This window comes from Pseudomonas cichorii (assembly GCF_018343775.1).
In the GTDB taxonomy this organism is placed as follows: Bacteria; Pseudomonadota; Gammaproteobacteria; order Pseudomonadales; family Pseudomonadaceae; genus Aquipseudomonas; species Aquipseudomonas cichorii.
Genome location: NZ_CP074349.1, coordinates 3,084,914 through 3,109,848, shown reverse-complemented (window position 1 = coordinate 3,109,848; position 24,935 = coordinate 3,084,914). Strand labels below are relative to the sequence as shown.

At 61.8% G+C, this 24,935-nt stretch carries 14 protein-coding genes (1 of these 14 cut by a window edge); 9 read left to right on the top strand and 5 right to left on the bottom strand.

Annotated elements, in window-relative coordinates; genetic code table 11:
* The first annotated feature begins 30 nt into the window (after positions 1–30).
* From KGD89_RS13065 to KGD89_RS13035, 7 genes are all read left to right on the top strand, one after another.
* On the top strand, positions 31–1,296 hold the full coding sequence (locus KGD89_RS13065; protein WP_025260228.1) for an acyl-CoA dehydrogenase family protein: 1,266 nt from the start codon (positions 31–33) through the stop codon (positions 1,294–1,296).
* Between the two features lie 21 nt (positions 1,297–1,317).
* Entirely contained in the window at positions 1,318–2,730 is a 1,413-nt protein-coding gene (locus KGD89_RS13060; protein ID WP_025260227.1) for an LLM class flavin-dependent oxidoreductase, read from the top strand.
* Between the two features lie 225 nt (positions 2,731–2,955).
* Entirely contained in the window at positions 2,956–4,554 is a 1,599-nt protein-coding gene (locus KGD89_RS13055) for an ABC transporter substrate-binding protein (protein ID WP_236249416.1), read from the top strand.
* Positions 4,551–5,543, top strand: a complete 993-nt coding sequence (locus tag KGD89_RS13050; protein ID WP_038400406.1) for an ABC transporter permease — start codon at positions 4,551–4,553, stop codon at positions 5,541–5,543. Before KGD89_RS13055 ends, KGD89_RS13050 begins: the two co-directional genes overlap by 4 nt.
* A complete protein-coding gene (locus KGD89_RS13045; RefSeq protein WP_025260224.1) occupies positions 5,540–6,403 on the top strand; it encodes an ABC transporter permease in 864 nt (287 codons plus the stop codon). The genes KGD89_RS13050 and KGD89_RS13045 overlap by 4 nt, the downstream gene beginning before the upstream one ends.
* The gene (locus KGD89_RS13040; protein ID WP_025260223.1) at positions 6,400–8,109 is read left to right on the top strand and encodes a dipeptide ABC transporter ATP-binding protein; all 1,710 of its coding nucleotides are present in this window, start codon (positions 6,400–6,402) and stop codon (positions 8,107–8,109) included. The genes KGD89_RS13045 and KGD89_RS13040 overlap by 4 nt, the downstream gene beginning before the upstream one ends.
* 14 nt (positions 8,110–8,123) lie before the next feature.
* A complete protein-coding gene (locus KGD89_RS13035; protein WP_025260222.1) occupies positions 8,124–9,335 on the top strand; it encodes an acyl-CoA dehydrogenase family protein in 1,212 nt (403 codons plus the stop codon).
* 72 nt (positions 9,336–9,407) lie between these two features.
* Here the strand turns inward: KGD89_RS13035 and KGD89_RS13030 are convergent, their stop codons facing one another.
* The 5 genes from KGD89_RS13030 to KGD89_RS13010 form a co-directional block, all read right to left on the bottom strand.
* Positions 9,408–10,115 (bottom strand): ABC transporter ATP-binding protein, encoded by a 708-nt coding sequence (locus KGD89_RS13030; protein WP_025260221.1) that lies wholly within the window; start codon positions 10,113–10,115, stop codon positions 9,408–9,410.
* A gap of 29 nt (positions 10,116–10,144) precedes the next feature.
* Positions 10,145–10,987, bottom strand: coding sequence for an ABC transporter permease (locus tag KGD89_RS13025; RefSeq protein ID WP_025260220.1), 843 nt, complete (start codon positions 10,985–10,987; stop codon positions 10,145–10,147).
* Positions 10,987–11,913 carry an aliphatic sulfonate ABC transporter substrate-binding protein gene (locus KGD89_RS13020; protein ID WP_176767554.1) on the bottom strand — a complete coding sequence of 309 codons (927 nt, stop codon included), beginning with the start codon at positions 11,911–11,913 and terminating at the stop codon, positions 10,987–10,989. Before KGD89_RS13020 ends, KGD89_RS13025 begins: the two co-directional genes overlap by 1 nt.
* A gap of 261 nt (positions 11,914–12,174) precedes the next feature.
* Positions 12,175–13,368: an acyl-CoA dehydrogenase family protein gene (locus KGD89_RS13015; RefSeq protein ID WP_162883718.1), complete on the bottom strand. Its 1,194-nt coding sequence runs from the start codon at positions 13,366–13,368 to the stop codon at positions 12,175–12,177.
* Between the two features lie 348 nt (positions 13,369–13,716).
* On the bottom strand, positions 13,717–14,511 hold the full coding sequence (locus KGD89_RS13010) for a helix-turn-helix transcriptional regulator (protein WP_025260217.1): 795 nt from the start codon (positions 14,509–14,511) through the stop codon (positions 13,717–13,719).
* 346 nt (positions 14,512–14,857) lie between these two features.
* On the opposite strand from KGD89_RS13010, the gene KGD89_RS13005 reads away from it, so the two are divergent.
* Together KGD89_RS13005 and KGD89_RS13000 are read left to right on the top strand one after the other, a co-directional pair.
* Positions 14,858–24,355, top strand: a complete 9,498-nt coding sequence (locus KGD89_RS13005) for a non-ribosomal peptide synthetase (protein ID WP_025260216.1) — start codon at positions 14,858–14,860, stop codon at positions 24,353–24,355.
* Positions 24,352–24,935, top strand: partial view of a non-ribosomal peptide synthetase gene (locus tag KGD89_RS13000; protein WP_025260215.1) — the beginning only. The gene runs 17,155 nt beyond the window's last position; the window shows 584 of its 17,739 coding nt (coding positions 1–584); it begins with the start codon at positions 24,352–24,354; its stop codon lies off the right edge, out of view. The genes KGD89_RS13005 and KGD89_RS13000 overlap by 4 nt, the downstream gene beginning before the upstream one ends.

Sequence of the window (24,935 nt, the reverse complement as noted above, 5' to 3'; positions counted from 1 at the left end):
CGCCGTTATCCATGAATGCAAGGAACTGCCATGAGTCATGAGTCTGAACTGCCTATTACCGATGCTGAACTGGAAGCGCGCTTCGCGCCGATCATTGCGCGGATTGCCGCGGGCGCCGTAGAGCGCGAGCAGCAACGCCAGCTGGCCCATGAGCCGGTTGGCTGGCTACGTGAGGCCGGGTTCGGCGCGTTGCGGGTTCCGCGCCGATATGGCGGGTGGGGCGCAAGCCTGCCACAACTGTTGCACTGGCTGGTGCGTCTGGGGGAAGCCGACTCCAACCTGCCGCAAATCCTGCGGGCGCACCTGGGTTTTGTCGAAGGACGGCTGTCATCCCGTGAAACCAGCTCCCAGGCCTACTGGTTCGCCAAGGTGGCCGCAGGCGAGTTGTGGGGCGCTGCGATGGCTGAACGCAACGACAGCTCCAGCAACACCGTAGCCTTGCAAGCGCGAGTGCCTGGAGATGCCAGCGCGGGTTATCACCTGGACGGGCAAAAGTACTACTGCACCGGCACGCTCTATGCCGACTGGGTGGCAGCCATCGCCAATGAGGGTGATGACGTTGTCAGCCTGTCTGTGCCGACCAGGGCGCAGGGCGTCGAGGTGCTGGATGACTGGGACGGTTTTGGCCAGCGCCTGACCGGCAGCGGCACCACACGCTTTAATGCCGTTGAGGTGCCAGCAGAGCACATTCTGCGCCGCTTCAAGAAAGGCGAACTGCGCGCCGAGTCCTACCTGACGGCTTTTTATCAGACCGTGCACTTGGCAACCCTGGCCGGTATCGCACGTGGCGTGCTGGCCGATGCCGTGGATTTCGTGCAGGGCCGCACACGAGCCTTCGGCATTCCTGGTCAGTCCCGACCGGTCGACGATCCGCTGGTGCAGCGGGTCATCGGTCGCCTGTCGAGCCTGGCCTTTGCAGCTCAGGCACAGGTCACCGCCATCGGCCACAGCCTGCAAGCCGTGTACGAGGCCGAACAGGCAGGTGTGGTTGTCGAGCAGCTTTATACCGAAGCGGAAGTACAGACCTATCAGGCCCAGCAGATTGTTCTGGCCCAGGTGCTGGAAGCCAGCACGTTGCTGTTTGAAGTCGGAGGGGCCTCGGCCACCAGCACCCGGCGCAATTTCGACCGGCACTGGCGTAACACACGCACCCTGGCTTCCCACAACCCGGCGATCTACCGCGAGCAGGCGCTGGGCAATTACTACCTCAACGGTGTCAGCCCGACAGCGGCCTGGCGAGCATTGCATGCCAAGGCTGATGGGCAGGGCGCTGTCGACGAAGCCAGCGCGGTCTGAACGCCATTCAAGGAGAGCGCTATGCCCAAACAATTGCACGTCAACCTGTTCGAGATGAACTGCGTCAGCCATATCACTCATGGCATGTGGGTTCACCCGGACAATAACCGCCATCGCTTCAACGATCTGGACTACTGGACCGAACTGGCTCAACTCTTGGAATACGGCACTTTCGACGGGGTGTTTCTGGCCGACGTGGTGGGGGTTTACGATCGCTTTCGCAATGGCCCGGAAACTGCCCTTCGCGAAGGTTTGCAGGTGCCCAGCAACGATCCGATGCTGCTGGTCCCGGCCATGGCAGCGGTAACCCGTGAGCTGGGTTTCGGCGTGACCTTTTCCACCACCTACGAGCCGCCGTTCAGTTTTGCCCGTCGCATGAGCACCCTGGATCACCTGACTAAGGGCCGGGTTGGCTGGAATATCGTCACGTCCTACCTGCCCAACGCTGCCCGTAACTTCGGGCTGGATCAGGAAGTGCCCCACGACCATCGCTACGAGATCGCCGACGAATACCTCGACGTGCTCTACAAGCTGTGGGAAGGCTCTTGGGACGACGATGCGGTGATTCAGGACCGTGAGCAGCGCATCTACACCGATCCGGCCAAGGTGCGTTATATCAACCATGTCGGTGAACACTTCAAGGTCGCCGGCCCGCACCTGTGCCAGCCGTCGCGCCAGCGCACGCCGGTGCTGTTCCAGGCCACGGGTTCTGCGGCAGGTTCGGCTTTCGCGGGGCGACATGCCGAAGTGGTGTTTACCGGCGGCATCACCCACGAAGACGTGCGGCGCAATATCACCACCATGCGCCGCAACACCGAGGAGCAGGGCCGTGATCCGGCGGGCATCAAGTTCATTGTTCAGGCGGGGGTGATCGTCGGGCGCACCGATGCAGAAGTGTCGGCCAAGCTCGACAGCTATCGACGCCTGATCAGCGCCGACGGCGGTATGGCCCACGCCCAGATGGGCATAGACCTGAAGGCGTATCCACCCCATGAGCGACTGTCCAGCATCATCAAGCGCGGCGATATCGGCTGGGGCTCGCTCAACCGTTTTGACCCGGATACCACGGTGGGTGAAATGCTTGGCAGTTTTTCCGGGCTGCAAGAGGATCGCTACTTTGTCGCTGGAACTCCGCAAGTCGTCGCCGACGAGATCGAGCGCTGGCTGGATGTGGATGGTATCGACGGCATCAACCTGCGCCAGTACCTGTCGTTCGAGACTGCCCGGGATTTCATCGACCTGGTGGTGCCTGAACTGCGGCGGCGCGGTCGTTTTCGTGAGCGCTACACCCCCGGCGAAACCTTGCGCGAGCGGCTGTTCGGAGCAGGGCAGGCGCGCTTGCCAAACAACCATCCGGCAGCGCGCTACCGCGACCCGGCAGCATTGAGTCAGCCCTTGCAGCCGCTGCGCTTTGCGGCGGCAGAACCGTCATGAACCCACAGTCCGCGGCTGTTGCAACAGCAACAGCCCATGGACATTTTGTTGGTCATTCACCACTGGACTTTGTTTTTAAGTCAATTAATTCAATGGTTTGAGAGTCGGCACGGGACCTGCAATACCCCGGTAACCGCCTATGCAAAGCCATCGGACCTGTCATCCCCGGGAGCGATCTTGAAATTCGATATCCGTCCTTTTATCCCTTTATTTGCCGCCTCGACATTGGCCCTGGCGTTGACTGGCTGTGAGCGTGCCGAGAACGTCGCGACCCAGAGCGATCAGCCGGTGCATGGCGGTACGCTGGTATACGCCACTGACCGCGAGCCCACCTGTCTCGACCCTCATGTGGCGGGCGACATGCCCCAGGTGTTCGTCGCCCAGCAGTATCTGGACTCGCTGGTGTCCATGGACAGCGAAGGCCGGATCGGTCCCTGGCTGGCAAAGAGCTGGGAAGTCTCGGCCGATGGCCTGCGCTACACCTTCCATTTGCGCAATGACGTGCATTTCACTGACGGCACGCCATTCAACGCGGCAGCCCTGAAGGCCAACCTCGAACACATTACCAACCCCAAGACCCAGTCCAGCACCGCCGGTGGCTACATTCGCCAGTACCGCAGCACCGAGGTCGTGGATGACTACACCGCCATCGTGCATCTGGCTACGCCTTATGCCGCGTTTCTGGAAGTACTGGCCCAGGGTTTCCTGGGCATTCAGTCGCCCACGGCGCTGGCCCGCAGCCGCGATGCCAACTGCGAAAGCCCGGTGGGCAGCGGGCCGTTCAAGGTGGTCAAGTGGGAGCGGCAGAGCCACGTCCAGCTGGCCCGTAATCCCGACTACAACTGGGCACCGCCCACGGCTCGCCATCAGGGGCCGGCTTATCTGGAAGGTATTGTCTGGAAATTCATCCAGGAGCCTTCGGTACGCTTTGCCTCGCTGCAGGCCGGTGAAGTGGACGTGATCGAGGCTTTGCCACCGGAGTCCCATGAAGCGGCGCGGCGCAATCCTGACTTGAAACTGATCATCTCCCAGCGTCCGGGCAACCCTACCAATGGCACCTTCAACATTCGTCGCGCGCCCTTCGACGATTTGCGGGTGCGCGAGGCATTTGTGCGTAGCGCCGATGTCGAGGGCGCGCTCAAGAGTGTCTATTTCGGCGAGTTTCAAAGGGCGGGCGGTCCGCTGAGTGTGGCGACGCCGTTCTACAGCCCCGACTTCGAGCGTGTTCAGGACTACGACCCGGCCCGCGCCGACCGATTACTCGACGAGGCAGGCTGGACCGGTCGTGACGCCGAGGGTTATCGCACCAAAGACGGCAAGCGTCTGCGGGCTGTCGTGCTGATCGGCTCACGTACGCCACCGTCGGAGGTGACCTTGTGGGAGCAGGTCCAGGCGACGACCCGTCAGGTCGGCATCGATCTGGTGATGGAACAGATGAGCGACGTGCAGTCCACGGCGCGTCAGGCCGCCTGGGATTACGACATCCGCATCGGCTACTGGAACACCAATACCCCCGATGTGCTGCGGATCATTTTCAGTTCTGCGTTTGTCCAGCCTGCCGGGGTTGGTGGCTATCACCAGAACACCGCCGGTTATGCCGATCCCGGATTCGACGCGCTGATCGAAAGCGCTCTGGCCACTCAGGACCCCGAACAGCGCCGCACGATTTATTACGAAGCCCAGAAGCAGATCGCTGCGCAATACCTGGAGCTGACCACTTATCCGCAAAGCACCCGGTTGGGCATCTACAAGACCGCACACGGGGTGCGCCTGGAGCCGTCGCTGGCGGTGACTTATCTCTATGACTCATGGGTGACGAAATGAGTGCAAGCGCAACGTCTCTGGATGCGGTTGATCCGCGTCGCCAACGCCTGACTGCTCTCGGGCGCCGTGCTGCCATTCGTCTGGCGGGCGGCGTGCTGGTGCTGTGGGCCGTGGCAACCCTGACTTTTTTTGCCCTGCGCTTGATGCCGGGCGATCCGGTACTGGCCATTCTCGGTGGCCCGAGCGGCAACCCGACAGCCGAAACCATCGAAGCCACGCGCCAGGAATACGGCCTCGACAAGCCGTTGCCGGTTCAATATGCGGTCTATCTGGGCCGCTTGCTACAGGGGGATCTGGGTAACTCCTATTCCCAGCATCAGCCGGTGACCCGCGTGCTGGCCGAGCAGGGCGGTGCGACGCTGGAACTGACCCTGGCCTCACTGGCGCTGGCCTGGGTGCTGGTCCTGTTGTTGACGGTCATCACTTCCGGGCGCGGGCGACTGATCGGTGGCGCTGCGTCATTCGTTGAAACCCTGAGTGCCGCCTTGCCGCATTTCTGGCTTGGGGTAGTGCTGCTGGCCGTATTTGCCTTTGGTCTGCGCTGGTTTCCACCGGCGGGTAGCGACAGCCTGGCAAGTCTGGTGCTGCCTGCGTTCTCTCTGGCCATTCCGCTGGCGGGCTTCATTGCTCAGGTCACCCGTGAGTCCCTTGAAATGACACTCGATCAACCTTTCGTGCTGACAGCCCGCACCCGGGGGTTGAGCGATCTGGCGGTGCGCTTCAAACACGCCTTGCGCCATGCGCTGCTGCCGGGCGTGTCGCTTTCCGGCTGGGCTATCGGTGCGTTGATCAGTGGTGCGGTGGTCTGCGAGGTGATCTTTTCCCGTAAGGGGGTCGGTCGCCAGTTGTATCAGGCAGTACAGGCCCAGGACTTGCCCTTGGTGATCGGCATCAGCCTGGTGGTGGCTGCCGGCTATGTACTGGCCAATATTCTGGTGGACCTGCTTTATCAATGGATTGACCCACGGCAACAGGAGCCGAACTCATGAGCGACCTGACTCTTGATCAGACCTTCGGCCCGCTGCACCGTCAACGGCGTTTGCACCTTCCACCTTTGGGCGCAAGCCTGGCGTTGCTGTTTCTTGCCGCGCTGATACTGGCGGCACTGGCACCGCAGTTGTTCACCCGCATCGATCCACTGGCCATCGTGCCTCGCGAGGCGTTTCAGGCGCCGGGCTGGGCGCACTGGCTGGGAACCGATCAGTCAGGGCGTGACATTTTTGCCCGGATTGTCTATGGCACCCGCGAGAGTCTGTTTATCGGTGTGGCCGCCACGGCACTGGCGATGAGCATTGCCATTGCCCTCGGGCTGCTGGGCGGTCTGGGTGGTGCGCGGGTTGATCGCTGGGTGGGCTGGCTGCTGGAAGTGCTGTTTGCCTTTCCGAGCCTGGTGCTTGCCTTGTTGTTTGTGACGGTATTCGGCAGCGGCATCGGCCCGTTGATTGTTGCCACCGGGCTGGGGGCTGCGCCCGGTTATGCCCGAATGGTTCGCGGTCAGGTTCTGGCCGTGCGCAATGCCGGCTATATCGAAGCGGCGCGGGCGCTGGGGCATCCGACTTCGCGCATCGTGCTGCGCCAGTTGCTGCCCAATGCCATGCGCCCATTGGTGGTGACCCTGACCATGGGCGTTGGTCAGGCGATTGTCTGGGCTTCGGCACTGAGCTTTCTCGGTATGGGCGCGCAACCGCCAGCGCCCGAGTGGGGAACCATGTTGTCCATGGGCCGTGACTTTATCGCCAATGCCTGGTGGCTCACGTTCTTTCCGGGCCTGTTCATTGTGTTGACCACGTTGTCTACCACCGTGACCGGCCGCTATATCCAACAACGTCTGGAGGGTCGCCTGCCATGAGTGACAAGACCTTGATTGTCGAAGGCCTGAGCATCGCCTTTGAAGGCCGCAACGTGGTGCGGGACTTGTCCTTTACGCTGGCACCCGGACGTTGTGTGGCGCTGGTGGGCGAGTCCGGTTCCGGCAAGAGCGTCAGTGCTCGCAGTCTGGTGGGCCTGGCGGGCAGTCGCGCTGAAGTGGCGGCGCGGCGGCTGAGTTTTGGTGAGCACGATCTGCTGGCTCTCAGCGAGCGTCAGTGGCGGGGCGTGCGTGGCAAGGACATCGGCTTTGTCCTTCAAGATGCGCTGGTGTCCCTCGATCCGTTGCGTCCGGTGGGCAAGGAAATCCTCGAAGTGCTGGAAACCCATGGTTTCGGCAATCGGCAGCAGCGTGGCGCACGTGTGCTGGAGTTGCTGGAGCGGGTTGGTGTGCCAGATGTTGCGTTACGCGCCCGCCAACGCTCCGGGCAGTTGTCCGGTGGCTTGCGCCAGCGGGCGTTGATTGCCAGCGCCCTGGCCATGGACCCTGCGCTGGTGATTGCCGACGAGCCCACTACCGCGCTGGACGCCACGGTGCAGGCACAGATTCTTGAAGTCTTCCAGCAGATCAAGGCCCGTGGCGCTTCCTTGCTGATCATCAGCCATGACCTGGCGGTGGTGGCGCAACTGGCGGATGACGTGGTGGTGTTGCGCCATGGCGAAGTGGTCGAGCAAGGGCCGATGCTGCAAGTCTTGAGCAAGCCGCAACATCCTTACACACGTGAGTTGCTGGCCGCCGTGCCGTCCGAACACCCTCGCGGGAGTCGCTTGTCTGGAGTGACACGCCCGACATCGCCCGTCAAAAGTGGCGAAGCGGGGCACGTGTTGTTGCAGGCTCAAGGCTTGGGCAAGCGTTATCTGGGGCCTGATGGCCAGCTTCGTCAGGTGGTACAGGACGTCGGTTTCGAGCTGCGCGCCGGGCAGACCCTGGGCATTGTAGGCGAGTCCGGTTCGGGAAAGACCACGGTAGCCCGCATTGCCCTTGGCCTGTTGCAACCCGATGCCGGGCAAGTGCTGTACCGCGGCCACCCCTGGAACCTGCCTGGCAATGCCATCGATGAAAAACGGCGGCGGCCACTACGGCGTGAAATCAGCGTTATCTATCAGGACCCCCTCGGCTCCTTCGATCCTCGCTGGAACGTGATGCAAATCCTTGATGATGCATTGCATGTTGCGGGCGTCGAGGTAAGCCAGCGTCCGGCGCGGATTACCCATCTGCTGGGGCAGGTGCGATTGCCGCCAGAGCTGGCCCTGCGACGTCCTTTGCAGTTGTCCGGTGGCCAGCGTCAGCGTGTGGCCATTGCCCGAGCGATTGCCAGCGAACCGAAGCTGATCATCTGCGACGAACCGGTGTCGGCGCTGGATGTTTCGGTACAGGCACAAGTGCTGGATCTGCTGGCCGATCTGCAACAGGAACTGGGGCTGGCCTATCTATTCATTTCCCACGACCTGGGGGTGATTCGTCACGTCAGCGACAACGTGCTGGTGATGCGCCACGGCCAGGTCGTCGAGCTGGCTCCGGCGGAGCAGCTTTTCACTCGGCCCGCCCATGAATACACCCAGCGTTTGCTCGGTTCGGTGCCGTGCCTGCCCGGGAGCGGCGCGGAACTGGTGGTACCGCCGCTGGACCCGGAACACGAAGCTTTCGACGTGTTCGATGAATCACGTCTCTGGAAAATCGCCATCTAGGCTGAGGACTGCCCATGACCACGTTTCAACGTTTTACCCCGCAGCCGCCTGCTGCCAGCGTCAGCGAACTGCAAGCCCGCATCACTGCGCTGCTGCCAGCCATCGGCGCCGGTGCGGCACAGCGTGAACGCGAGCGGCAATTGCCTTTCAAGGCCATCGCCCAGCTTGCTGCTGCCGGTGTGTATACCGTGCGTATCCCTAAAAGCCATGGCGGCCCTGGCGGCAGCGTACGGGATGTCATCGAACTGCTGTTGCGCATCGCTTCGGTGGACTCAAACGTCGCCCAGGCCCTGCGCCCCGGTCTTGCCTTTGTCGAAGGGCTGCTGGTTTCCACAACTGAAGATGCCGAGGCCGAGCGCCAGCGCTGGTTTGCCCGTTACCTTGAGGGCGCGGTAATCGGCAATGCCGGTTGGGAACTGGGTGGAGCCAATGGGGCGATTGCTGCACGGCTGGTGCGCGAAGGAGATCATTACCGGGTCAATGGCAGCAAGTTCTACAGCACCGGTGCATTGTTTGCCGACTGGGTCAGCGCGGTGGCGCTGGATGAAGACGAGCAGCCGGTGTCGTTCATTCTGCCTCGTGATCGCGAAGGCTTGGTGCTGCTGGATGACTTCGATGCCATGGGCCAGCGTCTGACGGCCAGTGGCACGACTCATCTGCAGAACGTGAGGGTCGAGGCCAGCGATATTCGTACCCGCACGGTGGAAGAGGGCAAGCGCACTATCGTCACGCCGTTCCTGCAACTGTTCCTGGGCACGGTGCAGGCCGGTATCGCACGTAATGCACTGGACGACGCGATCCGTTTTGCCAGGGAGCATGCACGGCCGATCAAGCACAGCAGCGCCAGTCGTTCGGTGGACGATCCCTATGTGGAATTGGCCGTGGGCGATATTTCCGCTCGGGCCTACGCTGCCGAAGCACTGGTGCTCAAAGCCGCGGAAGCCATCGATCGGGCCTGGGCTGCGCAACGGGCGCATGCAGACGTCGAACAGGCTGCCGTGGAAGTCGCGCAGGCGCAGTATCTGGTCGCTGAACTTGCGCTCAAGGCTGCTGAAACCTTGTTTGATGTGGGCGGGGCATCGACGACAGGCCGCAGCCATAACCTTGATCGCCATTGGCGCAATGCACGCACCGTGGCCAACCATAATCCGCGACACTGGAAAGCAGCAGTGGTGGGAGCCTGGCAGCTCAAGGGCACAGAGCCGCCGACCTCAGGGTTGTTTTGAGTTTTAATACCCCGTCGCGGCCAAGGCCCCTCCCTCATAATCCGTTGGAGGGGCCTTGGCCGCGACGTAATATCAAATCACCCGCGCATCATGCAGTGACTCCAGCGCCTGGCTGCGCAGCTTTGCCAGGGTTTCGTCTCTGCGGTCGCGGGGGTAGGTGAGAGGGACGGTCAGTTCCCTGATGACGGTGCCGGGGCGGTTGCCGATCACCAGCACCCGATGGCTCAGGTACAGCGCTTCATCGACATCGTGGGTCACGACCAGCAGGCCAATATGGTGACGTTGGGCCAGATCCAGTAGCAGGTCCTGGAGCTTGAAGCGAGTGAAGGCATCGACCGCACTGAAGGGTTCGTCCAGCAACAGAAGCTGCGGCTGGCCGTAAAGCCCGCGGGCAATGGCCACGCGCTGGGCCATGCCGCCCGATAACGCCTTGGGCAGCGCGTCGGCAAAGCCAGTCAGGCCGACTTCGTCAATCAGGCGGGTGACCCGGGCGCGGTCGTAATCCTTGTCCTGACTGAAGCCGATATTCTCGGCAACCGTCAGCCAGGGCATCAACCGTGGCTCCTGAAACACGAAACCCACCTCGTCGGGACGCTTGCGCAACTGTCCGCGAAAGTCCTGATCCAGTTGTGCAACCAGACGCAACAGCGTGCTTTTGCCGCAGCCGCTTGGGCCGAGCAGGCTGACGATTTCCCCCGGTTGCAGACGCAACTCAAGCTGACCGAGCACGGCGGTATCACCGAAAGCCTTGTGCTCGACATGCAGGTCCAGCAGATGCATCTGATCTGCCGTCGTGTGATGAAGCTGAGTCATGGTCGGGCTCCAGAGTCTACGCCGTCGAAGGTGTCACGCCAGGCCAGCCAGCGTTTTTCCAGGCCAGCCAGCAGGCCGTCGCTGATTTTACCGAGCAGCGCCAGAACAATGATTGCCGCCAGCACCAGGTCTGGCCGAGACGTTTCCCGGCCATCGCTGAGCAGATAACCCAGGCCACGAGTGGCTGCGATCAGTTCGGCGGCGACCAGGAACATCCAGCTCAGGCTCAGGGCGCTGCGCAGGCCGGTGAACACACCCGGAAAAGCGGCAGGCAAGAGAATCCGCCGGGCCAGGCGCGTGCGGCTGAAACCATACATGCGCCCGACTTCCACCAGCTTGCGGTCGATATTGCGAATCGCTGCGACCCCGTTGAGGTACACGGGGAAGAACGCACCGATGGCAATCAGCGTGACCTTGGAGGTTTCACCAATTCCCAGCCACAGCAGCAAGAGTGGGACCCATGCCAGGCTTGGGATCGCCCGCAGGCTGGCGAAGGTCGGCTCCAGCCAGGCCTCGGCCTCGCGGCTGAGCCCTACCCAGGCGGCAAACAGCAACCCGAGTGCGGAGCCGATAAAGAAACCGGCCAGCACCCGTGACAGGCTCGCCCCGATGTGTTTCCACAACGCGCCATCGGCGAGCTGGAACAGGGTCTGCGCCACCTCGCTGGGAGCGGGCATCTGGTAGGAAGCGATCCAGCCCAGGCGCACCACGGTTTCAAGTAGCAGGATGATCGCCAGCGGCAAGGCCAGGCCTTTGGCCCGACGTCGCCACTGGAGCGCACGGCTGGCCGGGCGCTCTGCCGGACTAGCCCCGGCCAGGGCTTTGCTGGAAGTGCTCATCACTCAATACTGGCCTTGCCAAAGGACGGATCGATCAGTTGATCGATGACCTGATTGACATCGACACCGCGCTTGACCAGTTCTTCGGACACCAGAATCGGTGCGGCAGCCTTGGAGGCGGTTATATCCTTGTCGGTCAGTTGAGGCGCAGACAAGTCAGTACGGGTCAGTTGCAGCTTGGCAACATCCAGCGGCAGCTTGGACTCGTCAGCCAGCAGTTTGGCGAACTCTTCCGGATGGGCGATGGCCCAGTGACGTGCCTGTTCGTAGGCCTTGATCACGGCAGTGATGGTTTGTGGATGGGCCTTGGCGAAGGCCTCGGTTACGCTGATTACGCCATAGCTGTTGAAGTCCTTGTTGCGGTACAGCAGGCGCGAACCGGCCTGCAATTCGCTGGCGGCCATGTGCGGGTCAAGACCGGCCCAGGCGTCGACATCGCCTTTCTCCAGCGCGGTGCGTCCGTCCGGATGCTGGAGGTGCAGGAGTTCCACGTCATTCTTTTCCAGGCCCGCCTTGGCCAGTGAGCGCAGGGTGAACAGATACGGGTCTGTGCCCTTGGTCGCGGCGATCTTCTTCCCTTTAAGATCGGTCACGCTCTTGAGGGGCGAGTCCTTGCGCACCACCAATGCCGTCCATTCGGCACGGCTGTAGACATACACCGATTTGATCGGGCTGCCATTGGCCCGTGCCAGCACCGCCGAGAGGCTGGCCGACGATCCGAAGTCGGCGCCACCGCTGTTCAGGTACTCCAGCGAGCGGTTGCTGCCCTGGCTGAACACCCAGCTGACTTTTGAGTTCGGCAACGCCTTTTCGACCCACCCGAAGTGCTTGAGCACCAGGCTGACAGGCGAGTAGTAGGCGTAATCCAGACGCACTTCCTCAGGCGCATTTTCGGCGCGGGCCGACGGGTTCAGGGCCAGTGCCATCAGGCCTGAGCAGGCCAGAAGCTTCAGAGAGCGAGGGAGGCGGGGCAAGGCCAGATCAATCAGACGCATCGCGTGGTATCCAGTCAGGGTTGGGAAGTCATGACGCGATTGCAGGTGTCATGCCATATGCTGCAGGCCACGGCCCGTGGACGTTACACGCAATCTGGGCTGAAACGGGGCTGTGCAGCCGAAGGCATAATGCTGAACAACTGTTGCCTGGCGGACAGTTGCGGCTTCCACCACCACTCGCAGAGCTCTCGCTCAGGAATAAAAGGTCGGTGTCGGACGCTTGCCGTTCAAGGCCCAGTCGCCCAGCTCGTGCAGCTTGTAATCCAGCGGATCGTGCAGGGTCTGGGTGCGCAGGTTGCGCCAGAAACGGTCCAGTCGCAGGGCAGCATGTGTGGCCCTGGCACCGGTCACTTCAAACAGTCGGCTGCACAGATCCAGACCTGTGCGAGTCGCTGCGACCTTGGCGCTGCTGATGGACAGTGCCAGGTGAGCACGTTCTTCGCTGCTCAGGTCCGGTCCCTTGTTCCAGGCTTCGTCCAGTTGTATGCAGGCGCGCTCCACCAGGGCACGCACACCTTCAAGAGCCGCCCAGAATTCGCCGTAATGGCGCAAGACATAAGGATCTTCGCTGATGTCCCGGGTCAGGGAGGTGAACCACGGGCGACTTTCCTTGAGGGTGTACTGCCGGGCTTCCTCGAAGGCACCTTCGCTGATGCCCAGGAACAGGTTGGTGAAGTGCAACTGGGCAATCAGCGGACGCAGGCAGGCAAACGGGGTGCTCAGCGGGCCCGGATCGAGCAGCAGTTCCGATTCTTCGATACGCACCCGCTCGAAGGTTGCGCTGCCGCTGTCGGTCTGACGCTGGCCCATGTTGTCCCAGTCGTCGTGCAGGGTAATGCCGGTGCGACCGCTGGGAATCGCGGCAATCACCAGCTTGCCACCGGCATTCTCATCCACCGCCGACGCGATGAGCATTTCCGAGTCGCTGGCCCCGGAGCAGAAACTCTTGCGCCCGGAAAACTCACGCCAGCCGTCAAAGGTCTTCATCACGGTTCGGGTGTCCAGAGGGTTCAGCGCGTTACCCCAGAACCAGTTCTGCCGGGCTGTCTGCTCGAACCACGGGTGCCATTGCTCGGGGCTGGCAAACAACCGGACCGTGGCCAGCATCAGGTGGTGGAAGCCGAAGACATGGGCAATGGAACTGTCGACCCTGGCGAACTCACGTACCACGTCGAAGGTTTCCTGCCAGTTGGCACCCAGGCCACCAAAGCGGGTCGGGATACTCAGGGCCAGTAGCCCGCTGCGGCGCAGGGCATCGCGTTCGGCCAGTGGCGTTCCACCGTTCTTGTCGCGTTCGGCAGCGTTACTGGCGAAATCCGTCGCCAGATTGCGGGCCAGTAACAGAGGTGAAGCGAAGGAAGCGGACAGAGGAGAGGTCACAGGCATCCTCCTGCGCAGACAGACTCAAGCCCGTTGTCTGGCAGCATCGGGCAGGCTGTCGGGATAAAAGGGAGAGAGGCCCCACCTGAAACAGCGATGACCTTCAATAGTCCACTCATGTTCGATTCCTTTGTGATGAGGCTCCGTGATCAGAGCTGCATCGCTCAGGTGGCAAGTCCTGTGCCAGAGTGTAATGGGCTGATTTATATGGGGTTTATGAATGGAGGTGCAGTGGCGATGTTGTTTGAGGGCGTGCTCTGTTGTTCAGGTGTTGGCGGGGCAACAGTGGCTGTTTGATGTGGAGATTGCCCAGTGAGAGCGGATCGGGCGGCGCTCCCACTGGGTATTAGTGAATCAGGCCCCCGCCATCCACCTTGCCAAGCCATGCCGTCCACTGATGCCCAGCTTCACAGTGGCTCGCTTGAGGTAGGTTTCCACCGAGCTGGCCTTGACTCGCAGTCGTTGCGCCATCTCCGGCACGGTGCCCCCGGTCAGCAGGCCGAGGCAGACTTCCTGTTCGCGTGCAGACAAAATGATGGCATCCTGTGCCAGGCGACCGCTGAAAGCCTGGTGCATCGAGGCGGCTTCTGCTTCCTGCTCGGGTTCGACACGTGCCGTGCTTGCTACGCGAGTGACGGGTTGCGCGAGAAGTTGTGCATGGTGCTCGACCAGCGGCAGCAGTGTGTCGGACAGGCTCTTGAGCAGTGACAACTCGCTCAGTGAGAACGGTCGCAAGGTCGGCAGGCGATAGAAGCAGATGATCCATCGCTGCTCACCACGGCTCGAAACCAGATTGCACTGGTGAATCGTGTACTGCGGATTCTGCGTGTTCGAGGGGACCTTGAGCTGGATCAGCAGTGGTGCGTCCATCTGCATGACATTCTGCAGGAGTGGCGGACGCTGACTGTTGGTCGTCGGGAAGTCGTATTGCAGGCCGGCATTGCCGAGGTTGTTGGTCTGGCTGATGCAAGCCTGTGGGGCATCCAGGACCCACTCATTGAGATCAAGGCCGTGGACCGGGACCAATGCATCGACAAGTTGCAGCATCTGTCTGGCAAAGGCGTTGCTGCCGGTGCTGGAAATAAGCTGGCCCAGATGCTGATAAAAACGAGGGTCGTGACTGTGCTCAAGAGAGGTTGTCAGTTTCATACTTCTATCTTCCCTGATTCTGACCGTACTGATTAATAGTGGCCGATTCCTTATGTTGACGCCTGAATAATGACGCTGACGATGGTCTTATTCAATCCCAAGGGTTTGTACTGTGTCTGTAGTGGAAAACCGGGACAGGCGCATTATTGGATATGAACTTTATCTGACAAAGATAATCCCTTCGTTCGGTGACGAGCGGTCGAAACAGCTAACTGCGTGGGCCAGAGCGGCTGTCAAGATTTTTTTGAATGGTGGCTATACGCCATTGTAGGGGTTTTCTAGGACATACAGGTTTGGCAGGGCGGTGCTTGAATCCGCGGCTTAACTGCCTAGAAGGACCTGGACCATGTCAGCCGCCGATGTCTTCCCCCTAACCGCCGCTCAGCGTGATGTCTGGCTCGATCAGATCAGTCGTGGCGATTCTCCCCTCTACAACATCGGCGGCTACCTGAACCTCACCGGTCCCCTGGATCCGGTGACGTATCAGCGCGCTCTTGAACATATGGTTGCATCCCACGAGGGAATGCGCACCGTGTTGCTGCCGGGAGCCTCGGCAGATGGCTTGCCGTTGCAGACCTATGCCGAATCGATGCCTGTGCCGATGCCCTTGCATGATTTGAGCGACCAGCCAGACCCTGTCAGCGTCGCGCACGCGCTGACCCTTGAGTATATGCAGCGCCCCTGCATGCTGGATGGCAGTCCACTGTTCAGGTTCTGCCTTGTGCGCCTGGGGGAAGACCACCACTGGATGATCTGCGTAGTTCATCACCTGATTATCGATGGCTGGGGCTTCGGGCAGATGATCAAGTCCCTGGGCGAGCATTACACCGCACTGACTGAAGGCAGCCGTCTTGATTTCAAAGGCCCGGACTACCGCGACTTCATTCAGGAAGACGCGCGTTACCACGAATCGCCACGCTACGAGCGTGACAAGGCTTACTGGCTGGAGAAGTACAGCAACCTGCCAGAGCCGCTGCTTGTATCGCGCTACCACAACCGCCGTGCAACTGATCCGGCACCGTCCCATACCTGGGTACAGAACTTCCCGGAAGCACTGCACACGCGCATGAAGCAGTTCGCTGAAAGCAACGGTTCTACGGCGTTTCATGTACTGCTGGCAGCCTTGCACGTTTACTTCACCCGTACCGCACAGCGCGAAGACTGGGTGGTCGGCCTGCCATTGCTCAACCGTATCGGTGCGCGTTTCAAGGCGACCATGGGCCACTTCGCTCAGGTCAGTGCGGTGTGCATGACTTTTGACGGGCAACTGAACTTTGGCTCGCTGGTCAAGGAAGTGCGCGACACACTCAAGCGCGACTTCCGTCATCAACGCTTTCCACTGAGCGAGTTGAATCGCAACCTGGGTGTGGCCCGTGAGGAGCGTGGTCAGTTGTTCGAGGTTTCGGTTTCCTACGAGCAGGAAGACCATGAATATCGCTATGGCGAGGCTCAGGCACAGACGGTAAAAGTCTCGAACGGCTACGAAACGACGCCTCTTGCCATCCATTTGCGTACCAACAGCTTCAATGACAACGCCTGGCTGCACCTGGTCTATCACCGCGCCTGGTTTGAGGCCGGGGAGGCTGAGGCTATCGCCTCTCGCCTGTTGCAGGTGCTGGAACAGGCCCTGGAAAATCCGGAGCTGCGGGTCGAGGACTTTGACCTGCTGACGCCTGTCGAGCACCAGCAATTGCAGCGCTGGAATGCGACCGACGCGGCCTCTGCCAGCGAACAACTGATCCACAAGCGCATCGAAAATCAGGCTCAGACTCGCCCGGATGCCGTTGCGGCGGTCCATCAGGGAAAACACCTGACCTACGCCCAGCTCAACCGCAAGGCCAATGGCCTGGCCCAGCGCCTGATCGAACTGGGCGTGCGCCCGGATGATCGTGTTGCGCTGGTTGCCCGTCGTGGCCTGGAAACCCTGGTGGGCATGCTGGCAGTGCTCAAGGCCGGTGCGGCCTATGTGCCGGTTGACCCTGCGCATCCGCGTGAGCGCCTGTCCTACCTGTTGAGCGACAGCCAGCCGGTGGCGGTGCTGACCCAGTCGAATCTGCATGACCGTCTGCCAGAACTGAGCCTGCCGCTGATCGATCTGGACGGTAGCGACTGGGGGCAGGGTGCTCACGCTAACCCGCGGATCGCCAGCCTGAGCAGCGACAATCTGGTCTATGTGATTTACACCTCGGGTTCCACCGGCCAGCCGAAAGGCGTCATGGTGGAGCATCGCACGTTGTCTCATCTGGTCGACTGGCACTGCGAGGCTTTTTCGCTGGGTGCGGGTGGACACGCCTCCAGCCTGGCCGGTTTCGGTTTCGATGCCATGGCCTGGGAAGTCTGGCCGACGCTGTGCTCCGGCGCGACCCTGCATGTCGCACCCACTCAGGAAGGCGGCGAAGACATCGATGCCTTGCTGCAATGGTGGCGCGCCCAGCCTCTGGACGTCAGCTTTCTGCCGACGCCGGTGGCCGAGTACGCTTTCAGCCAGGAAGAAGACCATCCGACCCTGCGTACCCTGCTGATCGGCGGTGATCGCCTGCGTCAGCTCAATCGCGATCCGGGCTTTGCCGTGATCAACAACTATGGCCCGACCGAAACCACGGTGGTTGCGACTTCCGGGCAAGTGCTGGTGGGTGGCGCGCTGCATATCGGCGGCCCGATTGCCAATACCCGCACCTATGTTCTGGATGCGCGGTTACAGCCGGTGCCGGTGGGCGTGACCGGTGAGCTGTATATCGGCGGCGCGGGTGTTGCCCGTGGTTACTTGAACCGTCCGGACCTCACCGAAGAGCGTTTTCTCGCCGATCCGTTCAGTGGCGTTGCCCATGCGCGCATGTACCGCAGCGGTGACCTGGTGCGCTGGAACAGCGATGGCACTCTGGACTATCAGGGCCGCAACGATGACCAGGTGAAGATTCGCGGCATGCGTATCGAACTGGGCGAGATCGAAGCGGTCCTGGCCAGCCAGCCCGGCGTGAAAGATGCCGTGGTGCTGGTGCGCGATCAGCAACTGCTGGCCTGGTTCACCGAAACGTCTGTCGTGGACCCCGAAGCCTTGCGTCAGGCCCTGCGTGCCCGTCTGCCGGGTTACATGGTGCCGCGCGCCTTCACTTATCTGGCAGCCTTGCCGCTGACCAACAACGGCAAACTCGACCGCCGTGCCTTGCCGGACCCGGATCCTGCGTCATTGCTTGGCCAGGCCTATGAAGCGCCGCAAGGTCCAGTTGAGGTCGCCATGGCCGACATCTGGGCGCAGGTGCTGGATGTGGAGCGGGTCGGGCGTCATGACAATTTCTTCGAGCTGGGTGGCCATTCGCTGCTGGCCATCAATCTGGTGGATCGTCTGCGCAAGGCCGGCCTCAAGGCTGATGTGCATGTCTTGCTGGCCCAACCGACCGTAGCAGCCTTGGCGGCTTTTGAAGGCAACGAGGCGCAAACGATTGCTGTACCGGACAACCGTGTGCCGGCAGGTTGCACGCAGATCACCCCAGAGCTGTTGAGCCTGACCGATCTTGACCAGTCGGCTATCGACCGGATTGTCGCCACCGTGCCAGGTGGCGCCGCCAACGTGCAGGAAATCTACCCGCTGGCACCGTTGCAGGAAGGCATTCTTTACCATCACATCACTGCCGAACAGGGCGACCCGTACCTGCTGCAATGGCGCCTGGCTTTCGACAGCCTGGATCGTCTGCAAGCCTGGGCCGGTGCGTTGCAGCAAGTCATTGATCGTCACGATATCCTGCGCACTTCCGTGGTCTGGGAAGGACTGGAAAGCCCGCAGCAGGTGGTCTGGCGCAAAGCCGAGCTGACCGTGCAACCGGTCAGCTTCGATACCCCGGATGCAGGCGCCAGCGTCATCGAACGTCTGCAGCAACAGTTCGACGCCCGTCATCATCGTCTGGAACTGTCCCAGGCACCGCTGATGCGTCTGGTCCATGCCCAGGACCCGGCCAACAACCAGGTCGTGGCGATTCTGTTGTTCCACCATCTGGTGCTGGACAATGCGGCCATGGAAGTGGTCAGCAACGAGATGCAAGCCCTGCTGGCTGGCCAGTTGGTGGATCTGGCGCCACCCGTGCCTTACCGCAACTATGTAGCTCAGGTACGCATCGGCAGTGATGACGCCCGTCACGAAACCTTTTTCAGCGAAATGCTTGGTGACGTCGATGAGCCGACCCTGCCTTTCGGCTTGCAGGACGTGCGCACCGACGGCAGCGGCATCGAAGAGTCCCGTCTGGTACTCGACAATGCTCTTTCCCTGCGCCTGCGTGAGCAGGCTCGCCAGCAGGGTGTCAGCGCCGCCAGCCTGATGCACCTGGCCTGGGCGCGGGTTCTGAGCGTGCTGGCCAACCGTCGCGATGTGGTATTCGGCACTGTGCTGCTGGGTCGCATGCAGAGCGGCGAGGGGGCTGATCGGGCGCTGGGTGTCTTCATCAATACCTTGCCGCTGCGGGTCGATACGACGACTGGCGCGTGCGAAGCCGTGAAGAACGTGCATTCGCGGCTGTCTGCCTTGCTCGCCCATGAACATGCCTCGCTGGTGCTTGCCCAGCGTTGCAGCGGCGTCGCGGCGGGTTCTCCGCTGTTCAGCGCCTTGCTCAACTACCGCCACAGCGCCAATGTGAAGCCGCTTGACGGTGAAGGTGCATGGCAGGGTGTGCGTGTGCTGGGTGGTGATGTGCGCAGCAACTACCCGCTGACCTTGAGCGTCGACGACATGGGTGACAGTTTCGACCTGCATGTGCTGGCACTGGAAGGTATCGGTGCCGAGCGTGTGGTCGGCTGGATGCATAACACTGTGACGCAACTGGTGGAGTCCCTGGAGCAGGGATCGCTGGCGCCGCTCAATAGGGTGTCGATCCTGCAGGCCGAAGAGCGCCGCCAGGTGCTGGTGGACTTCAATGCCAGCGCGCAAGCCTTCCCCCAAGGCCAGACCGTGCATGCACTGGTCGAGGCCCAGGCCTTCCACAGGCCGGACGCGCCTGCCGTGGTGCAGGGCGATGAAGTCTTGAGCTACGCCGAACTCAACCGCCGCGCCAACGGCCTGGCCCATCATCTGATCGGGCTTGGCGTGAAGCCGGACGAGCGGGTCGCCCTGTGCCTGCGCCGCAGCCCCGACCGTCTGGTCGGCCTGCTGGCGATTCTCAAGGCCGGTGCCGCCTATGTGCCGGTTGATCCGGCTTACCCTGCCGATCGCATCAGCTACCTGCTGGAAGACAGCGCGCCGCGAGTGGTATTGGTGGATGCTTCGACCCGGGATCTGGTCGGTGATGTGGCGCAAGTGGATCTGGGCCAGGGCGCCTGGGATCAGGAGTTCCGCAGCAACCCGCAAGTGGCGGGCCTGAGCCACGAAAACCTGGCTTACGTCATCTATACCTCCGGTTCCACCGGGCAACCCAAAGGCGTGATGGTCGAGCACCGCACCCTGAATAACCTGGTTCACTGGCACTGCCAGGCCTTCAACCTGAGCGCCGGCAGCCATACCGCCAGCGTTGCAGGCTTCGGTTTCGACGCCATGGTCTGGGAAATCTGGCCTGCGCTCTGTGTCGGTGCCGTGTTACACCTGCCACCGGCTCATGTGGGCAACGAGCACGTTGATGAACTGCTCGACTGGTGGCTGGAGCAGCCACTTCAGGTGGGCTTCCTGCCGACTCCGGTGGCTGAGCAGGCTTTCCGTCGTCCGCAGCAACACCAGACCCTGCGCACCTTGCTGATCGGCGGCGACCGCCTGCGCCAGTTCGACCGCGATCCGGGCTTTGCCGTGATCAACAACTATGGCCCGACCGAAACCACGGTGGTTGCTACCTCGGGTCAGGTACGGGTGGGCGAGTCGCTGCATATCGGCGGCCCGATCTCCAACACCAGCATTTATGTCCTGGATGAGCAGTTGCAGCCCGTGCCGGTGGGTGTGAGCGGCGAGCTGTACATTGGTGGTTCGGGTGTTGCCCGTGGCTACCTGAACCGACCGGACCTGACCGAAGAACGCTTTATCGCCGACCCGTTCAGCGACGTGGCCCATGCACGCATGTACCGCAGTGGCGACCTGGTGCGCTGGAATGCCAATGGCACCCTGGACTATCTGGGGCGCAACGACGATCAGGTGAAGATTCGCGGCATGCGCATCGAGCTGGGTGAGATCGAAGCGGCTCTTGCTGCTCAGCCAGGCGTGAAAGATGCTGTGGTTCTGGTGCGCGGCGAACGTCTGCTGGCATGGTTCACCGAAACCTCGCCCGTGGAGACGGACGCACTGCGCCAAGCCTTGCAGGCCAGTCTGCCGGGCTACATGGTGCCGCTGGCCTTTATCCGTCTGGAAGCCTTGCCGCTGACCAGCCACGGCAAGCTCGACCGCCGTGCTCTGCCAGACCCGGATCAGTCCGATCTGGCCGCTCAGGTCTACGAAGCGCCGCAAGGCGAAGTGGAAGTCGCCATTGCCGAACTCTGGGCCCAGGTGCTGGGGCTGGACCGGGTAGGGCGCCACGATAACTTCTTTGAATTGGGCGGTCACTCGTTGCTGGCGGTCAGCCTGGTGGAGCGCATGCGCAACGCCGGTCTGAGTGCCGATGTGCGCGTATTGCTGGGCCAGCCGACGGTGGCGGCACTGGCCGCTTCGGTTGGCAATGGTCGCGAAATCACGGTACCGGCCAACCTCGTACCGGCAGGCGCCACACGAATCACGCCGGACATGCTGAGTCTGTCGCATCTCGACCAGCCGACCATCGACCGAATTGTCGAAACCGTCCCCGGCGGTGCTGCCAACGTGCAGGAAATCTACCCGCTGGCGCCGTTGCAGGAAGGCATTCTCTATCACTACCTGACCGCCGATCAGGGCGATCCGTACCTGCTGCAGTTGCGCATCAGCTTTGACAGCCTGGAGCGTCTGCACACGGTTGCCGATGGCCTGCGCAAGGTCATTGCCCGTCACGACAGCCTGCGTACCGCGATTGTCTGGGAAGGACTGGAGGTTCCGCAGCAGGTGGTCTGGCGTCATGCCGAGCTGCCGGTGGACGAAGTGCCTCTGGCGCAGATCGAAACCCAGGACAGTTCGGCACGGATCGATCTCAGCCAGGCGCCGCTGATCCGTCTGGTCTACAGCCATGATCCGGCCAGCTCGCGTTTGCAGGCCACGCTGCTGTTCCATCACATCGTGGTCGATGCCACGGCCTTGCAAGTGATGCGCGAGGAAATTCTTGCTCACCTGCGCGGCGAGCCACAACCCGTCGAGCCTTCGGTGCCTTACCGCAACTATGTGGCCCAGGCGCGCCTGGGTGTCAGCGAAGCGGAGCACGAAGCGTATTTCCGCGGGCAACTGGGCGATATCGACGAGCCGACCCTGCCGTTCGGCCTGCACGATGTTCAGGGTGATGGCAGCTCCATTGAAGAAGCTCAACAGACACTGCCCGATGATCTGACCCTGCGCCTGCGCAATCAGGCCCGGCAGATGGGCGTCAGCGTCGCCAGCCTGTTTCACCTGGCCTGGGGCCGGGTGCTGGCCAGCGCAACCGGCAAGGACCGTGTGGTGTTCGGCACGGTATTGCTCGGTCGCCTGCAAGGCGGCGCCGGTGCCGACCGTGGCATGGGCATGTTCATCAACACCTTGCCGCTGCGCATTGATCTGGCCGATATCGGCGTGCGTGAAGGGGCACGTGACACTCACGCTCGCCTCGCGGCGCTGCTGGGTCACGAACATGCTTCCCTGGCTCAGGCCCAGCGCTGGAGCGGTGTTGCTGCGCCATTGCCGCTGTTCAGCGCGATTCTCAACTACCGTCACAGCGCCGGTCAGGCAAAGCAGGATGCCCAGCGCGAAGCGTGGCGCGGCCTGGAAGTCCTGGCCAGCGAGAAAAACACCAACTACCCGTTGAGCCTCAACGTCGACGACCTGGGCGACAGCCTGCGTCTGTCGGTCACTGTCACGCCTGACGTGGGTGCCCGCCGTATCTGCGGCTATGTGCAACAGGCATTGACCGGCGTGGTCGAGGCCCTTGAGTCCCAGCCCGATCTGCCGTTGCAACACCTGTCGGTGCTGGACGCCGAAGAACGTCAGCGTCTGGTGGTCGACTTCAACCAGACCGAGGTCGATTACGATCTGGAGCACACCCTTCACGGTCTGTTCGAGAGTCAGGCTGCCCGCAAACCACAGGCCGTGGCGCTGCGTGGCGAAGGCGTACAACTGAGCTATCAGGCCCTTAACGAACAGGCCAATCGCCTGGCCCATCACCTGATCGGTCTGGGTGTGAAAACCGATGATCGGGTCGCGATCTGTGTCGAACGTGGCGTGTCCATGGTGGTTGGTCTGCTGGCCATCCTCAAGACCGGTGCCGCCTATGTGCCGCTGGACCCGAGCTATCCGCGTGAACGCATTCACTACATGCTTGAAGACAGCGCGCCGGCCGTGGTGCTGGTCCAGACTGCCACCCGCAAGCTGCTGGACGAAGAGCGCACGTTGCGTGTCGACCTCGACAACAACATCTGGGGCGCCCAGAGCATCGACAATCCGCAAATCGTCGGCATGAACCCGGACCACCTGGCCTATGTGATCTACACCTCCGGTTCCACCGGTACGCCGAAGGGCGTGATGGTCGAGCACCGTAGCGTGGGCAACCTGGTTCACTGGAGTTCGCAGGTTATTCCGTTGAAACCGGAAACTGCGCTGCTGCACAAGACGCCCATCAGCTTCGATGCCTCGGTATGGGAACTGTTCTGGCCACTGTGCGCTGGCTTGCCGCTGGTGCTGGCGCGTCCTGATGGCCATCGCGATCCGGCTTACCTGATGCGCTTGATCCGCGATCAGAAGGCCAGCGTAGTGCAGTTCGTACCGGCCTTGCTTCAGCAGTTCCTCGAACTGGAAGAAATCAGCCAGTGCACTTCACTGACCGACATCGTCTGCGGCGGTGGTGAACTGACCATCGCTCTGGCCGAGCGTGTACGCCAACGCCTGCCGTGGGCGCGTCTGCACAACGTCTATGGCCCGACCGAAACCACGGTGGATTCCAGCGCCTGGACTCTTGAGCCACACGAGCCTGTACCGGACAGCGCCTTGCCTATCGGGCGACCGATCAGCAACACCCGCATGTATGTGCTGGACGAGTACGACCAACTGGTGCCTCAGGGCGTCATCGGTCAGTTGCACATCGGTGGCTCAGGCGTCACCCGTGGTTATCTGAACCTGCCGCAATTCCAGGCCGAGCGTTTCATCGACAGCCCGTTCGTGGCTGGCGACCGTCTGTATCGCACTGGCGACCTGGTCGCTCAGCGTGCGGACGGCAACCTCGACTTCCTGGGCCGTAACGACGATCAGGTCAAGCTGTATGGCCTGCGTATCGAGCTGGGTGAAATCCAGGCGTGCCTGACCCGTTATCCGGGTATCCAGCAGGCTGTGGTGCTGGCTCGCGACGAACAACCGGGTGGCCAGCGACTGGTGGCTTACTACACCGGCACGCTGCTGCCGCTCGAAACCCTGCGTGAAGTGCTGCGGGCGCAACTGCCGGATTACATGGTGCCTGCGCTGTATGTGCATCTTGATGAGTTCCCCCTGACCCCCAACGGCAAGGTGGACCAGAAGGCTCTGCCTGCGCCGGGTGCAGACGCGGTATTGACCCGTCCTTACGAAGCACCGGAGGGCGAGACGGAAGTCCTGCTGGCCGAACTCTGGGCCGAACTGCTCGGCGTCGAGCGAGTGGGGCGACACGACAACTTCTTTGAACTGGGCGGTCACTCGCTCCTGGCGGTCAGTCTGACCGCGCGTCTGAGGCAGGAAGGCATTGAAGCCGATGTCCGGGCGTTGTTCGAACAACCTACGCTGGCCGGCTATGCAGCCATCACAGAGAGCATGGAGATTATCCTGTGAGCATCAACGAACTCTTGGCGACACTGAAGGCCAATGACATCAATCTGTCGGTCAAGGATGGGCAACTGGTGGTGCAGGGTAATCGCCGTGCACTGACCGACAAGGGCCTGGTGGAACACCTGCGCGAGCACAAGCCGGCATTGATCGAGCTGATCGAACAGGGCGAGTATCTGGCAACCAAACGTGGTGCTCCGACCTTGCCGGAAAACGGCATTCCAGCTGGCTGCACACGCATCACGCCTGAAATGCTGACCCTGGTGTCACTGGATCAGGAAGCTATCGACAGCCTGGTCGCGCATGTCCCCGGCGGCGCGGCCAATGTGCAGGACATCTACCCGCTGGCGCCCTTGCAGCAGGGCATTCTTTATCACCACGTTACCGCCAGTCATGGCGATCCTTATGTGATGCACGTGGAGTTCGCCTTTGCCGACCGCGCTCGTCTGGACGCATTCGCTCTGGCGCTGCAAACAGTGATCGAACGGCACGACATCCTTCGTACGTCGGTACATTGGGACGGGCTGGAAACCCCGGTCCAGGTTGTCTGGCGCAGTGCTCAACTCAAGGTCGGTGCCTTGTCGGC